This window comes from Streptomyces sp. NPDC006516, from assembly GCF_040611875.1.
GTDB lineage: Bacteria > Actinomycetota > Actinomycetes > Streptomycetales > Streptomycetaceae > Streptomyces.
Window position 1 is genome coordinate 1,265,573 of record NZ_JBEXPD010000001.1, and the last position, 14,165, is coordinate 1,279,737.

12 protein-coding genes and 2 pseudogenes are annotated in these 14,165 nt (G+C 70.1%); 5 read left to right on the forward strand and 9 right to left on the reverse strand.

Annotation, left to right across the window (positions count from 1 at the left end):
* Positions 1–13: 13 nt before the first annotated feature.
* Positions 14–1,573, forward strand: a complete 1,560-nt coding sequence (locus tag ABZY45_RS05575) for an arabinogalactan endo-1,4-beta-galactosidase (protein WP_356736371.1) — start codon at positions 14–16, stop codon at positions 1,571–1,573.
* Between the two features lie 3 nt (positions 1,574–1,576).
* Here the strand turns inward: ABZY45_RS05575 and ABZY45_RS05580 are convergent, their stop codons facing one another.
* From ABZY45_RS05580 to ABZY45_RS05590, 3 genes and pseudogenes are all read right to left on the reverse strand, one after another.
* Positions 1,577–2,584: a VOC family protein gene (locus ABZY45_RS05580; RefSeq protein ID WP_356736373.1), complete on the reverse strand. Its 1,008-nt coding sequence runs from the start codon at positions 2,582–2,584 to the stop codon at positions 1,577–1,579.
* Between the two features lie 131 nt (positions 2,585–2,715).
* Positions 2,716–3,155: pseudogene (locus ABZY45_RS05585) on the reverse strand (aldo/keto reductase); the annotation flags it as partial.
* Positions 3,156–3,244: 89 nt separating this feature from the next.
* Positions 3,245–4,246 (reverse strand): helix-turn-helix domain-containing protein, encoded by a 1,002-nt coding sequence (locus tag ABZY45_RS05590; RefSeq protein WP_356736375.1) that lies wholly within the window; start codon positions 4,244–4,246, stop codon positions 3,245–3,247.
* A 60-nt stretch (positions 4,247–4,306) separates the two neighbouring features.
* Here ABZY45_RS05590 and ABZY45_RS05595 point away from each other — a divergent pair.
* Both ABZY45_RS05595 and ABZY45_RS05600 read left to right on the forward strand, forming a co-directional pair.
* Positions 4,307–5,532 (forward strand): annotated as a pseudogene (locus tag ABZY45_RS05595) (MFS transporter).
* A gap of 164 nt (positions 5,533–5,696) precedes the next feature.
* Positions 5,697–5,897 carry a type II toxin-antitoxin system VapB family antitoxin gene (locus tag ABZY45_RS05600; RefSeq protein ID WP_356736612.1) on the forward strand — a complete coding sequence of 67 codons (201 nt, stop codon included), beginning with the start codon at positions 5,697–5,699 and terminating at the stop codon, positions 5,895–5,897.
* A gap of 31 nt (positions 5,898–5,928) precedes the next feature.
* On the opposite strand, the gene ABZY45_RS05605 is transcribed toward ABZY45_RS05600, so the two are convergent.
* The 6 genes from ABZY45_RS05605 to ABZY45_RS05630 form a co-directional block, all read right to left on the reverse strand.
* The gene (locus ABZY45_RS05605) at positions 5,929–6,627 is read right to left on the reverse strand and encodes a hypothetical protein (protein WP_356736377.1); all 699 of its coding nucleotides are present in this window, start codon (positions 6,625–6,627) and stop codon (positions 5,929–5,931) included.
* A gap of 189 nt (positions 6,628–6,816) precedes the next feature.
* Positions 6,817–7,710 (reverse strand): ectoine hydroxylase, encoded by an 894-nt coding sequence (thpD, locus tag ABZY45_RS05610; RefSeq protein WP_356736379.1) that lies wholly within the window; start codon positions 7,708–7,710, stop codon positions 6,817–6,819.
* Between the two features lie 3 nt (positions 7,711–7,713).
* Positions 7,714–8,112, reverse strand: coding sequence for an ectoine synthase (locus ABZY45_RS05615; protein WP_073747901.1), 399 nt, complete (start codon positions 8,110–8,112; stop codon positions 7,714–7,716).
* Between the two features lie 61 nt (positions 8,113–8,173).
* Complete coding sequence (gene ectB, locus ABZY45_RS05620; protein ID WP_356736382.1) at positions 8,174–9,436, reverse strand: diaminobutyrate--2-oxoglutarate transaminase; 1,263 nt, start codon at positions 9,434–9,436, stop codon at positions 8,174–8,176.
* Between the two features lie 94 nt (positions 9,437–9,530).
* Positions 9,531–10,055: a diaminobutyrate acetyltransferase gene (ectA, locus tag ABZY45_RS05625; RefSeq protein ID WP_356736384.1), complete on the reverse strand. Its 525-nt coding sequence runs from the start codon at positions 10,053–10,055 to the stop codon at positions 9,531–9,533.
* 336 nt (positions 10,056–10,391) lie between these two features.
* Positions 10,392–11,498, reverse strand: coding sequence for an aminotransferase class V-fold PLP-dependent enzyme (locus tag ABZY45_RS05630; protein ID WP_356736386.1), 1,107 nt, complete (start codon positions 11,496–11,498; stop codon positions 10,392–10,394).
* 102 nt (positions 11,499–11,600) lie between these two features.
* Here ABZY45_RS05630 and ABZY45_RS05635 point away from each other — a divergent pair, with 102 nt between their 5' ends.
* Both ABZY45_RS05635 and ABZY45_RS05640 read left to right on the forward strand, forming a co-directional pair.
* On the forward strand, positions 11,601–12,701 hold the full coding sequence (locus tag ABZY45_RS05635) for an amidohydrolase family protein (RefSeq protein WP_356736388.1): 1,101 nt from the start codon (positions 11,601–11,603) through the stop codon (positions 12,699–12,701).
* Between the two features lie 343 nt (positions 12,702–13,044).
* On the forward strand, positions 13,045–14,022 hold the full coding sequence (locus ABZY45_RS05640) for an SCO1860 family LAETG-anchored protein (protein ID WP_356736390.1): 978 nt from the start codon (positions 13,045–13,047) through the stop codon (positions 14,020–14,022).
* Positions 14,023–14,165 lie beyond the last annotated feature (143 nt).

Consider the following 14,165-nt stretch of genomic DNA (forward strand, 5'->3'; position numbering starts at 1 on the left):
AGGGACATCGACGATGTACGGAACGACGCACATCCGCGCGAGAGCGGCCGGAGCGGTGGCCGCGCTCTCCGGCCTCCTGTTCGCCGCACTTCCCGCCCAGACCGCCCACGCGGCCACCACCCCCGTCAACACCGGCTTCGAATCCGGTGCGACGGGCTGGTCGACGTACTCGGCCGGGGGCCAGAACACCGCCTCGTTCACCGAGGCGGGCGGCCACGGCGGCAGCACCCGGCTCAGCCACTGGTCGGCCTCGGCGTACAAGGTCGAGACCTACCAGTACCTGAGCGGCCTCACCGACGGTACGTACACCCTCAGTGCCTGGGTCCGCTCCGGCGGCGGTCAGAACTCCGCCTACATCGCTCTGCGCAACTGCGGCAGCGCCGAGCAGCGCACCGACCTGCCGCCGACCGCGAACGGCGCCTGGATCAGGCTCGTCACCTCCGTCAAGGTGACCGGAGGATCCTGCACGATCAGCCTCAACTCCGACGCGCACGCGGGGGAGTGGGCCAACTTCGACGACATCACCTTCACCCCGGGCAGTACGGGGCTGAGCGTCAGGGGCGGTGACCTCTCCACTCTCCCGAAGAACGAGGCGTACGGAGCCACGTACCGCAACGCGAGCGGCGCGGCGGGGGACGCCATGAGCATCCTCAAGAGCTCAGGGATGAACTACGTACGCCTCAAGGTGTGGGTGAACCCGGCCGACGGCTACAACAACAAGGCCCGCGTCCTCGCCATGGCCAAGCGCGCCAAGGCCCTCGGCATGAAGACCCTCGTCGACTTCCACTACTCCGATGCCTGGGCCGACCCCGGCAAGCAGAACAAGCCCGCCGCCTGGGCGGGCCACAGCTACGCGCAGCTCCGTACGGACGTCCACAACCACACCTACGACGTGCTGAACGCCCTGAAGGCCCAGGGCACCACCGCCGACATGGTGCAGATAGGCAACGAGATCAACGGCGGGATGCTCTGGCCGGAGGGCTCGACCGACAACTGGTCCCAGCTGGCGGGCCTGATCACCTCCGGGGCGAACGCGGCCAAGGCGGTCTCCTCCGGCACGAAGGTGGCGCTGCACCTCGCCGAGGGCGGCGACAACGCGGGCACCCGCTGGTGGTTCGACAACGCCGTGGCACAGAAGGTGCCCTTCGACGTCATCGCCCTCTCCTACTACGGCTACTGGCACGGCTCGCTGTCCGAGCTCCAGACCAACCTCGATGACGCGGCCTCCCGCTACGGGAAGCCCGTCCTCGTCGCCGAGACCGCCTACGCCCACACGCTCGCGAACGACGACGGCCTGGAGAACAACGTCGCCACCGCCGGCCAGCTGGTCTCCGGATACCCGGCGACCCCGGCGGGCCAGGCGGCGAACCTCCGGGACGTCATGAACGTCGTCGAAGCCGTCCCCGGCGGGCGGGGACTCGGTGCCGTCTACTGGGAGCCGGCCTGGACCGCCGTCACCGGCAGCGGCTGGGACCCGGCCGACCCCTCCTCAGGCAACGCCTGGGAGAACCAAGCGGTGTTCGACTACAACGGCAGGCTGCTCCCGGCAGCCGCCTGGTTCTCGCACAGGTAGCCGCTACAGCGGCGCACCGTGCCACTTCCACGAGGTGACACGGTCGCGGCCCGGCAGATCGGCACGGCCGGTGGACCACAGCAGTACGGTCCACCGGTCGTCGTCGTCCGGCGCGTCGGGGAAGAGCCGGGCCAGCGCCCGGTCGCAGAGGTCCCGGGGCGGGGCCCAGTCGAGCGACAGCCCGGCGGCGACGTCGTGGGTGTGTACCAGGGTCTCGACGACGCCCATCGCGGCGAAGCCCTCCGGGTCGGAGAGTCCGAACACGTGGTGGGAGCGCACGTCCGCAGGCGTCGTCCGCACCATCGCGGCCAGCAGGGCTCCGCTCGCCTCCAGAGTCTGGAGCAGTCCGGCGGTCCCCGCCTCCGGGTTCGCGAAGATCGAGTTCGCGGGGCCTCCCTCGCGCTCGGACGCGTACCGGTACGGCACCTCACGCCCCTGCGGCGGCCTGCGCGGGCCGAGCTGGACCGCGTACGCGAAGAGGTCGTCGCTCAGATGTTCCACGGTCTCCCAGCAGTCCCACGTCAACGACCCCGCCGGGACGCGCCAGTCTTCCGCCGGGGACTGTGCGAGGGTGTCGACCGAGAGCCGCACCGCCAGCGTGACGTCGTCGGCGGTGACGGGCAGCCGTGCGCCGGTCAGCGCGGCGCGTTCCGCGGCGCCGCACTCGACGCAGAACTCGTTGCCCTCGGGATCGGCCAGGGTCGCCCAGCCCCGGCCGTTCGGCTTGCGGTGGTCGGCGACCAGCGTGGCGCCCAGGGCCAGCAGCCGTTCGACCTCCTCGTCGCGGGTCCGTTCCTGGGGACGCACGTCCAGATGGACGCGGTTCTTGCCGCTCTTGGCCTCGGGCACCGTGACGAAGAGCAGGGCCGCCCCCGGGGCCTCGACGAGTGCCTCGGGATCGCCGGGCGCGTCGTCGTCGGACAGAGGTGCGCCGAGCACCTCGGCCCAGAACAGGGCCAGTTCGTAGGCGTCGGCGCAGTCGATGGTGATGTGCTGTACGAGCGAAGTCATGGGCGCCACTGTCTCCGCTGACCGGTGCCGAGGTCCAGCGGATTGCGCGGCTCCAGGTCGTTGGGAATTCGAGGACAGAATGCGGGGCGATTTGACCGATTCGAGCGTCCGTATCTCACCACCGGGTTGCGCATGACCCAGACCAGGGCGACCTGGGCCGGGGACAGACCCCGCTTGCCCGCGATCTCGTGGACGCGGTCGGCCACTGCATGGTCCCCGTCGCGGTAGAGGATCTTGCCGCCCTCGTCGGTCTCGGCACGCGTCGTGGCGGTGTCGCGGACCCGCGTCAGCCTGCCCCGCGCCAGCGGGCTCCACGGGATCACGCGCTGGTCGGCGCAGAGCGGGAGCATCTCCCGCTCTGCTTCCCGGTGGATGAGGTTGTAGTGGTCCTGCATCGACACGAACCTGGTATCGGGGTGTCGTAGTCCCAGCGGTGGATCTGGTACAGGTCGATGTAGTCGGTCCCCAGTCGCTTCAGGGAGGCGTCGAGCTCGGCGAAGATCGCCTTGCGGGACAGGCCGGCGCCGTTCGGGCCGGGGCGCATCCGCATCCAGACCTTGGTGGAGAGAACGGCTCATGCAGCCGAGGGTGATGGCGGAGCAAGACGTGTCGGTCCGGACTCCGGAGACGTGAGGCGTGCGCGCCCTGCCCCGTCAGTCTTCAGGGCTCCTGTGCCCGCACCAGTGCGTCGCCGAGGACCGAGCGGTCGTAGAGCACGGACCGTCCCGCGCGGCGACGGCCGACCAGCCCGGCTTCCAGGAGCACCTTGAGGTGGCGGCCCACCGAACCGAGGCCCTGGCCCGTCACCGCCACCAGGTGGGTGGTGCTCATGGGGCTGTCCAGGAGTACCAGTACGCTCGCCCGCCCGGCACCGAGCAGCCTGGCCAGAGCCTCCGGAGCGGCCGCACGCTCAGGTTCCGCCAGTGTGCCGGAGCACGGGTACACCACCGCGTTGCGGTGCACTGCCCCGTGGGAGTCCGGGCGGTCGATGGAGATCCACCCCTTGCGCGGGGTGACCGGCACGAGCAGCAACTCTGATCCCGTCAGGTGCCGAGGCGGGAAATCGCGGTTGTTGATACGCAGCCGGTTGCCGCCCAGCCACCGCATCTCCGGATGTATGTCGTCCAGCGCCGCTGCCCAGCCCGTCCGGCTCAACCGGCCCGTACGAGCGATCACATCGGCCTCGATGACGCGTCGCCGCCGGGGCCAGTCGGGCGCCACGATCTCCCGCCACACCCACTCCAGCAGATCGGCGATGCGCTCCGGCAGACCGGGGCCCAGCAGCGGACCTGGAAGCGGTCCGCGGTGAGAGATTTCGAGGTCGGCGCGGGCGGTGCCGGCGGGTGTCTCGCGGATGCGTGCCAGTTCGCCGTGGAACTCCGCGCCGCCCGGTGCCTCGCCCTCGCGGGACGGCACCGGCGTGAGGAAGTCGGCGATCCATCGGTGTCGGCCCAGCGCGACGGGCACCAGCAGGGCGGTGACCGGATCGGCGGCCAGCCGCTCCCGGTAGGCGGGCCCGTGGCTGTCCAGCCAGCGGCGCTCGGCCGGATGCGCGGGCGCGTTCCTCTCCAGAACCATCAGGGTTGCCGTCGTCTCGCAGAGGGGCGATACGACGAACCGGCTGTTCGCGAGCGTGTCCGCGTTGACTTCCCACCAGCCCAATGGTTTCGCCTCCCCGCGAAACATTACCGTCGCCTGCGGCCACCTGCCGAAACTGCGGCCATGCGCACGTACCAGGAGCTTTTCAGGACCCCGGAGTTCACCCCGTTGTTCGCGGCCTTCGCCTCTCACGTGGCGGCCCAGACGGTGAGCAGAATGGCCGTGGGGACGCTTGTCTACGGCGCGACCGGATCGCCGCTCCTGGCCGCCCTCAGCATGTTCGGCCCGTTGGTGATGCAGATGATCGGCGCGAGCATTCTGCTGTCGGCGGTGGACCGCCTGCCGCCGCGCGCCGCGACGGTCGGCCTGGCGCTCTTCTTCGCCGGGGCCACCGCTGTTCTGGCTCTTCCCGGCCTGCCCGTCGGCGCGCTCTTCGTGATTCTGTCGGTGCAGGGCATGCTCGGCTCGGTCGGCGGCGGCGTGCGCTACGGACTGCTCACCCAGATCCTTCCGTCGGAGGGCTATCTGCTCGGCCGTTCGGTGCTCAACATGTGCGCGGGGAGCCTGCAGATCTGCGGTTACGCCGTCGGCGGCGTACTCGTCAACGTCCTGGCGCCGCGCGGGGCGCTGCTCTCCGGAGCCGTCCTCTTCCTGGTCTCCGCTGCCGTCGCCCGCATCGGGCTCGCGGGGCGGCCTCCCCGCGCACAGGGCCGCCCGTCCGTGCGCGAGACCTGGCGGACCAACGCGCGCCTGTGGGGTGCGAGACCACGGCGCCGTGTGTACCTCGCCCTGTGGGTGCCGAACGGACTCGTCGTCGGCTGCGAATCCCTCTTCGTCTCCTACGCACCCCACCACGCTGGGCTCCTGTTCGCGGCCGGGCAGTGGGGATGCTGGCAGGGGACACCCTGACCGGTCGCTTCCTGCCCCGGCAGTGGCGCGACAGACTCGGTGCGCCGCCCCTGCTCCTGTTGCTCGCCGCCCCCTATCTGATCTTCTTCCTGCACCCGGCGCTGCCCATGGCACTCGCCGCCGTGGCCGTCGCGTCAGTCGGCTTCTCCGCCAACCTGCTGCTCCAGGAACGCCTGATATCCCTGGCCCCGAGCGAGCTGAGGGGGCACGCGTTCGGCCTGCACCACTCGGGGATGTTCACCATGCAGGGCGTCGCCGCAGCTCTCGCCGGCGGCATCGCGCAGTTCACCTCACCCGCGACCGCCATGACCGTGATGGCCTCCGCCTCAGCCGTGGTCACCCTCGTCCTGACACCTGGTCTCCGACGCCTGGGGATTGTGCGGACCGGAGGCGGCTTCGAGCGCGAAACGCCCTCCAGGGCAAAGGGGTTGAGCGCCTGAGCAGATGGCACGCAGGGGGACCTCCTGGCATCTGGAGTGGCCCGGTGATCGCTACCACCAGCCCCGTAGAACTGCTCATCCTGGTGCCCTTGGTCCTCCTCATGCTCTGCGTGCCGCCGTTCATCGCCTATCGCAGGGGGGTGGAGCGCCTGACCGGCGGCCTGATGGCCAAGGTCAACATCAGCCTCGACGCCGAACTGGTGGTGGAAGTGATGGTCCTGGCAGGGGTCGGCTCACCCCAGGATGCCGTAGAGGCGGTCGTGCGCGACTACATCGCCCGGGGGCACCGCACCGAGGCACGCACCGAGCGCACGGACCAGAGCCTGCGCGAGGTCGAGGTCAAGCCACAGGAACCTCAGGCCTGACTGGTGAGCCCGTGCGCTGCCTGAGGCGGCACTAGCCGGTGGCGTCGCTCATGTCCAGCACCTCGGCTGCATCGGGCGGCTGGATGTCCAGCGGCTTGTCGAAGTCACCGAAGGACGTGGTGGTGACCTGCTTCCCGCTCTTGTACACGGCCTTCAGCAGATGCGGCTCGCCCTCGGTGGCGACATAGAAGGTGTACGTGCCTTCCTTGTCCGACGGATCGGTCACCTTCAGCCCGAGCGCCTCCCGGCCCTCGACGCGGGTGGCCTCCCCCTTGGTCGCCGTGCCGAACGACTCGAACGGCCTCGTGCACTGGGACAGCCCGCCGCCCGGCTTCGACTCGGCGACGGGCACCTTCGCCCAAACGCCCGGCTCGGCGTCGCCGAGGTCGTTGCCGCTCCACGTCTCCAGGTACGCCTTGTCCGGGCGGACGTAGTCCGTCTCGCCGATCCGGATCTGCTCCAGGGTGCCGCTCCTGGAGAAGGTGTTCCTCACCTGGCAACGGCTTTTGAGGTCCGTGGTCATCCGCCAGGTCACACGGTCGTCGCCGACCGTGTTGCTGATCTCTATGGTGAGGGAACTGAGCTTCTCCATACGGGCGTTGGCCTCGTCGAGCATCTCTGACGCCGACTTCTGCGCCGTCCCCCCGCCGTCGCCCCCGCACCCGGCGAGTGCGGCACCGGCCAGCAGAGACGTCAGCGTCACCGCCATCGTCCTGTGAACCGTTCGCATGGGTCGCCACCTCTCCGACGGGCGCACGATCACAACCATGATCGGCGGTGGCAGCCTAACAACGGCCGCCCGGCCGGCGGCCTGCCGGGGCAGCGGCCGGTACGGAAACAGCCGGCACGGAAAGCCCTTGCCTCAACGGACGGGGCGGGACGCGCGATGCGCCCCGCCCCGTCCGGTCGTCGTACGTGACTACTTCACCGGGGTGAAGTCGCGCGCCCCGATGAACTCGGGTCGGCGGACCGGAGCCGCGAACGGCTCTTGCGCCGTGTTCTCGACGCTGTTGAAGACGATGAACACGTTGCTGCGCGCGTACGGGGTGATGTTGTCCCCGGACCCGTGCATCGCGTTGCAGTCGAACCAGGTCGCCGAACCGGCCTTGCCCGTGAAGAGCTTGATGCCGTGGCGGTCGGCCATCTTCGTCAGCGCTTCGTCGGACGGGGTGCCGGCGTCCTGCATCTGCAGGGACTTCTTGTAGTTGTCCTTCGGCGTCTCACCCGCGCAGCCGAGGAACGACTTGTGCGAACCGGGCATGATCATCAGCCCGCCGTTGGTGTCGTAGTTCTCGGTCAGCGCGATCGAGACGGACACGGTCCGCATGTTCGGCAGGCCGTCCTCGGCGTGCCAGGTCTCGAAGTCCGAGTGCCAGTAGAAGCCCGAGGCGCCGAAGCCGGGCTTCACGTTGATCCGGGACTGGTGGACGTACACGTCCGAGCCCAGGATCTGGCGGGCCCGGCCCACCACACGCTCGTCACGGACCAGGTTCGCGAAGATCTCGCTGATCTTGTGGACCTCGAAGACGGACCGCACGCTCTGGGACTGCGGCTCGATGATCGAGCGCTCGTCGGCACGGATCCGCGGGTCGGCGATCAGCCGGTCCAGCTCCGCCCGGTAGACGGCCACCTCGTCCGGAGTGACGAGCTGGTCGACGGTGAGGAAGCCGTTCTCCTCGAACCCCTGGAGGTCCTTCGCGGTGACCGGCCCCGGCGCGCCCGGCGCGGACCAGATGACCGGGTCCTGGCGGGGAGTGGTCATCTCGGCGGCGCCGCGCGAGGGGTACAGGTCGGCGCGTACATCGGTGGTCATGGTTCAGCCCTCCTCTGTCAGCAGCGGGTAGACACCGTTCTCGTCGTGGTCCTCCCGTCCGGTGACGGGAGGATTGAAGACGCACACGCAGCGGAAGTCGGTCTTCGGCCGCAGGGTGTGGTGCTCGTGTCCGTTCAGCAGGTACATCGTCCCGGGGGAGATCCAGTGCTTCTCGCCGGTCTCGTCGTTGGTGAGCTCGGCCTCGCCCTCGGTGCACAGAACGGCCTCGATGTGGTTCGCGTACCACATCGACGTCTCCGTGCCCGCGTACAGCACGGTCTCGTGGAGCGAGAAGCCCACCTTCTCCTTGGCGAGCACGATGCGCTTGCTCTCCCAGGTGCCTGAAGCGGACCTGATGTGCCGGTCGGTGTTCTCGATGTCACTGAAAGATCGGACGATCACGTGGGATGGTGCCTTTCTCTTCTGTCCTGCTCTTGGTGCCTGTGCCGGGTCGCAGCCCCGGTCAGGCGGTCTCGCGGACGGACCGGGCCAGCGTGCGCAGGCCCTCGTCCAGCTCGTCGGGGGTGATGGTCAGCGGCGGGAGCAGCTTCACGACCTCGGACTGCGGGCCGGAGGTCTCCAGCAGCAGGCCCAGCTCGAAGGCGCGCGCGCAGATGGCGGAGGCGCGTGCCGGGTCGGTGAACTCCAGGCCCCAGACCAGACCGCGGCCACGGAAGTGCGCGGTCTCGTCCTCGCCGCAGATCGCCAGCAGCGTCTGCTCGACCTGCTCGCCGCGGGCGAGGGTCTGCTTCTCCATCTGGCCGTCGGCCCAGTAGGCGTCCAGTGCCGCGGCGGCGGTCACGAAGGCCGGGTTGTTGCCGCGGAAGGTGCCGTTGTGCTCGCCGGGCTCCCAGATGTCCAGCTCGCCCTTGAAGAGGCAGAGCGACATCGGCAGGCCGTAGCCGCTGATCGACTTGGACAGCGTCACGATGTCCGGGACGATGCCGGCCTCCTCGAAGGAGAAGAAGCCGCCGGTCCGGCCGCAGCCCATCTGGATGTCGTCGACGATCAGGAGCATGTCCTGGCGGTGGCAGAGGTCCTGGAGCGCGCGGAGCCACTCCGCACGGGCGACGTTGATGCCGCCCTCGCCCTGCACGGTCTCCACGATCACGGCCGCGGGCTTGTTGAGCCCGGAACCCTGGTCCTCCAGGAGCCGCTCGAACCAGAGGAAGTCAGGGACCTTGCCGTCGAAGTAGTTGTCGAACGGCATCGGGGTGCCGTGCACCAGCGGGATGCCGGCGCCGGCGCGCTTGAAGGCGTTGCCGGTCACGGCGAGCGAGCCGAGCGACATGCCGTGGAAGGCGTTGGTGAACGAGACGACGGACTCGCGCCCCTTGACCTTACGGGCGAGCTTCAGCGCCGACTCGACCGCGTTGGTGCCGGTCGGGCCGGGGAACATCACCTTGTAGGGGAGGTCACGGGGGCGCAGGATCACGTTCTCGAAGGTCTCGAGGAAGGCCCGTTTGGCCGTCGTGGCCATGTCGAGGCCGTGGGTGACGCCGTCGCGCTCGATGTAGTCGATCAGCGCGCGTTTCAGCACCGGGTTGTTGTGGCCGTAGTTGAGTGATCCGGCACCGGCGAAGAAGTCGAGGTACGAGTGGCCGTCCTCGTCGGTCATACGGGCGCCCTGCGCGCGGTCGAAGACTGCGGGCCAACCGCGGCAGTAGCTCCGTACTTCCGACTCAAGGCTCTCGAAGACGCTCAGGGCGGGCGGGGTGATGGTCACAGCGAATCTCCTGCTCGAGGGGGTGTGACGGGCGGCGGGTCGGACATGCCCCGGGGAGCCGCGCCCGGGCGGGGCGCGGAGGGGCGACGGGGCCCTAGAAGGGGCCGATGCGGTACAGCACCTCCGGCAGGTGCGTTCCCTCGGGGAACAGCGACCCGTCGAAGAGCACCTCGCGCTCCAGTGGCACGTCGTGCCGCTGCGCGTAGGAGGTGAACAGTCGGTCGGAGGCGGTGTTGTCCGGGGTGATGGTCGTCTCGACCGAGGCCAGCCCCTGGTCGGAGGCGACGCGAGCGGTCAGCGCGTCCAGCAGTGTCGCCGCCAGCCCCTTGCCACGGTGGGCCTGGTCGACGGCCACCTGCCAGACGACGAGCGTCTCGGGGCGGTCGGGGCGGATGTACCCGGTCACGAAGGCGATCGGGTCGCCGTTCTCGTCGCGGGCGACCACGGAGGTCGCCGCGAAGTCACGGCACCACAGCAGGTAGCTGTACGAGGAGTTGAGGTCCAGGACCTCGGAGTCGCGGGCTATGCGCCAGATCGCGGCTCCGTCCTCCACTCGAGGGGTGTCGATTCTGAGGAATTCACTTCGGGCACGGGCAAAATCTGCTGGTGCGGCGGTCATGCGAATTGAATTTACCCAGCAAAAATCAAAATTGCATCGCCGCAGGGGGTTGGGTGCGGAAGCCTGTTGTGTTATCACGCGGGCGCGGCCCCGCCTCACCTCGGGGGCGATTTCGCCGGTCTTGTGCCGGATTTTTCGACCATAACGGACGCGGTGTGGGGTCTGTCACATCGTTGTAACCCTCCCGGCATCCGTTTTGAGCGCTTAGGCCGATCGGGTGAAAACGGCAGCGTTTAGGCTCGAAGAACGGGGGAAGAAGAATGCGGGGAGCTACTCCCGATAAAGCAGCTCCCCTTTTGCGTCGATTGAATCGGCAACGGACCGCCGATAATTAATTCAGCTGTTCCGCCAGGTTTCCGCGACGGCTTCGCGGGCACCATTGACATCGGTCTCCCGGCCCGCATCGTCCAGTGCGGCCCCCAGGGCGGCCAGCGAGGACAGCACCGCCTCCCGCGTCGCGTCCGCGCCGTAGTGGTTGACCCGGATCATCTCCTTGGACAGGGCCCCACCGCCGGCGATCAGTGGCAGCGAGGAGTCGGCCGCGAGGGCCCGGCCGACGAGCTCCGTCGCGTCGAGACCCGCGGGCACGCGCAGTGTCGTGGCGACCGGAGCCGCGTCACGGGCGTCGTGGACGTACGGCTCCAGGCCGCCGCCGAGCGCCGTGGCACCCGCCCGGGTCGCCGCGGCGGCCGAGGCGTGCCGCGCCATGACGGTATCCAGGCCGTCCGCCTCGATCCGCTCCAGGCATGCCTCCAGGGCCAGCATCTCCAGCTGCGCTGGGGCGTGCGGCAGCGCCCTGCGGCCCCCGTCGATCCAGCGGGCCTTCCAGTCCAGCAGCGAGAGATAGGACTGGCGCGGCGCCTGCGGGTTGGCGGCCATCCGCTCCCAGGCCCGCGCGCTCACCGACACCGCGGACACCCCGGCCGGGCCGCCCATGGCCTTCTGCGCTCCGATGACACACAGGTCCACGCCCCAGGCGTCCACCAGCAGTGGCTCCGCGCCCACCGATGCGACCGCGTCCACCATGAACAGCGCGCCGTGCGCCCGTACGACCTCACCGATCTCCGCGACCGGGTTGGTGTTGCCGGTCGCCGCCTCGGCGTGCACGAGCGAGACGAAGTCGATCCCGGGGTGCTCCGCCAGCGCCCGCTCGACCTGCTCGGCGGTGACCGCCGCGTGGAACGGCACCGAGAGGTCGACGACCTCGGCGCCGCAGTCCCGCAGCCAGTTGCCGAAGGTCTGGCCGTACGGGCCGGTGACGACGTTCAGCGCGGTGGAACCCGGACGGGCGCCGCCCCGGATGCAGCCTTCGAGGGGCAGCAGCGCCTCGCCCTGCATGATGACGACGTCCTGCTCCGTCGCGAGGAGGCCGGCCACCCGCCCTTCGATCGCTGCGAAACGCGAGGCGGTGAGCGGGGCGAGGTCGAGGAACGGGTGTGTCACGGTGGTGCTCTCTTCGGGTCGGCAGGTGCGCGTCAGCGCCTGCGTCGAGGGTACCCAGCGCCCCCAGGAGCCCCGCTGGGCCCGCCTCGTACAGTGCTGTCCATGAGCGATCACGAGGTGGCGCCGGTGCTGCGCATCAAGGGGCGGGTGCTCGTCGGGCCCGACGAGGTGAGGGACGAACTCTGGGCCGTGGACGGGCGGATCACCTACGAGAGGCCGCCGGGTGCGGACGGTGCGACGACCCTCACCGGCTGGGCACTGCCCGGCCTCGTCGATGCCCACTGCCATGTCGGCCTCGGCCACGAGGGGCCCGTCGACGCGGCGACCAGCGAGAAGCAGGCCCTCACCGACCGGGAGGCCGGCACGCTCCTCATCCGGGACGCGGGGTCGCCCTCCGACACGCGGTGGACGGACGAGCGCGCGGACCTGCCGAAGATCATCAGGGCGGGCCGTCACATCGCCAGGACCCGCCGCTACATCCGCGGCTACGCCCATGAGATCGAACCGGGCGACCTGGTCGCCTACGTCGCCCGGGAGGCGAAGCGCGGCGACGGCTGGGTGAAGCTGGTCGGCGACTGGATCGACCGGGACGCCGGGGACCTGACCGCCTGCTGGCCAAGGGGTGAGGTCGAGGCCGCCATCGCCGAGGCGCACCGGCTCGGCGCCCGCGTCACCGCGCACTGCTTCGCCGAGGCGGCCCTGCGCGACCTGGTGGAGGCCGGGATCGACTGCATCGAACACGCCACGGGGCTCACCGAGGACACCATCCCCCTCTTCGCGGAGCGTGGCGTCGCGATCGTCCCGACCCTGGTCAACATCGCCACGTTCCCCAGCCTCGCGGATGCGGGCGAGGGCAGGTATCCCCGCTGGTCCGCCCACATGCGACGTCTGCACGCCGGCCGGTACGACACCGTGCGCGCGGCGTACGACGCGGGCATCCCGGTCTTCGCCGGCACGGACGCGGGCGGCTCCTTGGCCCATGGCCTCGTCGCCTCGGAGGTCGCCGAACTGGTGAAGGCCGGTATCCCGCCCCTCGACGCCCTCTCGGCGACGGCCTGGGGCGCGCGGAGCTGGCTGGGTCGCCCGGGCCTGGAGGAGGGCGCCCCGGCGGACCTGGTGCTGTACGACGAGGACCCGAGGGCGGATGTGCGGGTGCTGGGGTCCCTGCGCAGGGTGGTGCTCAACGGAAGGGTGACCGGCTGACACCTGTTGACCCGCCCGCGGGCGTCGTGTTGACCGGCGGTGACCTCGGGCCGTATCTCTCGTTGAAACAAATCGGCCCGCGCGGAGGCGAGGCGTGAGGTCCGTGCCGGACGACCGGTGAAGCAGGTGATTCCGGGCGATTCGGGGTGACTTGTGCGGAACTCCTGTGTCGGTGGATTCGAATGTGCACACGGAAGCCCCTCTTTGGAGTGAACTGGCGGAAGGTAGCGGCCAGTTCACTCTCCGTGCGTAAAGATTCACGGAGTCGAGGCCACCGGCGTCCGCGATGTCCCCCATTGGACGGCGCCGGCGGCTCCATGTCTCTTGTGGGGGTTCCACCATCTTGAACAGCAACACCTTCCGTCTGGCTGCCCTGGCGGTCGCCGCGGCTCCCGTCGCTCTGCTGGTCGCCGTCCCCGCGCACGCAGCTCCCGCGACGAACCCGGCCACGCCGGGCGGCGGCCACGGAAAGGCCGGCGCCGTCGTGCTCCGCGCCGGGCTCGACGTCTCGCTCGTGAACAAGTCCGTCCAGGTCCCGCTGGAGGCCACGCTCAACGAGGTGCACGCCCCGGCCACCGCGAAGAAGACCGCCCTCAGTGTCGAGCTCGACGGTGTCGAGCGGGGGCGGCCGATCCACATCCTGAAGGCCGACCTGGCGACGGCGAACGCCACCGTGGACGCGCACAAGGCCGAGGCCTACGCCAACCTCGCCAGGGCCCGGGTCCATGTGCCGGGGCTGCCGCTGCTCTCGCTGATCGAGGTCCAGAAGGTCACCTCCAAGGCGCTGTGCGAGGTGGGCCGCAAGCCGGTCGCCGAGTCGAACGTCCTGGGCCACGTGTCCGTGCTCGGCAAGAGGGTCCGGCTCACGTCCGGTGGTACGACGAAGATCGAGGTGCCGGGCGTCGGCGAGGTCACGCTCGACCTGTCCAGGACCGAGACCACCACGCGCACGGCAGCCGCGACGGCGCTGCGGCTGGCGGTCTCCGTGAACCCGCTGAAGCTCAATGTCGCCGAGGTGGAGGGTGAGGTGACGCTGGCCGAGGCGACCTGCCGGACGCCCGAGAGCGGTGGCGGTTCCGACGGCACGGACGGCTCCGGCGGAACCGGCGGCACGGACGGCTCCAGCGGAACCGGCGGCACGGACGAGGGCGTCGATGTGAAGCCGCAGACCGGATCCGACCCGGTTCAGGCGTCCGGCTCGGGCGATCTCGCCGAGACCGGCTCCAGCTCGTCGACGCCGTACGTCGCGGGCGGTGCGGCAGTCCTGCTGGCCGCCGGTGCGGGGGCCACGGTTCTCGCCCGCAGGCGCGCCCGGGGCTGAGGCCCGTCCCAGGAGAGCGGCGCCGCCCGTGCTGTGGAGCGGTGCTCTCGCGGCGGGGGTGGGGCGGTGGCCGTTTTGTGGAGCGGTGCTCTCGCGGCGTGGGTGGGGCGGTGGCCGTTTTGTGGAGCGGTGCTCTTCGGCGG

Coding starts and splice junctions, on each gene's coding strand:
- ABZY45_RS05575 (WP_356736371.1), top strand. CDS start 14: ATGTACGGAACGACGCACATCCGCGCGAGAGCGGCCGGAGCGGTGGCC.
- ABZY45_RS05580 (WP_356736373.1), bottom strand. CDS start 2,584: ATGACTTCGCTCGTACAGCACATCACCATCGACTGCGCCGACGCCTAC.
- ABZY45_RS05600 (WP_356736612.1), top strand. CDS start 5,697: ATGGCCAAGGTCAACATCAGCCTCGACGCCGAACTGGTGGTGGAAGTG.
- ABZY45_RS05605 (WP_356736377.1), bottom strand. CDS start 6,627: ATGCGAACGGTTCACAGGACGATGGCGGTGACGCTGACGTCTCTGCTG.
- thpD (WP_356736379.1), bottom strand. CDS start 7,710: ATGACCACCGATGTACGCGCCGACCTGTACCCCTCGCGCGGCGCCGCC.
- ectA (WP_356736384.1), bottom strand. CDS start 10,055: ATGACCGCCGCACCAGCAGATTTTGCCCGTGCCCGAAGTGAATTCCTC.
- ABZY45_RS05635 (WP_356736388.1), top strand. CDS start 11,601: ATGAGCGATCACGAGGTGGCGCCGGTGCTGCGCATCAAGGGGCGGGTG.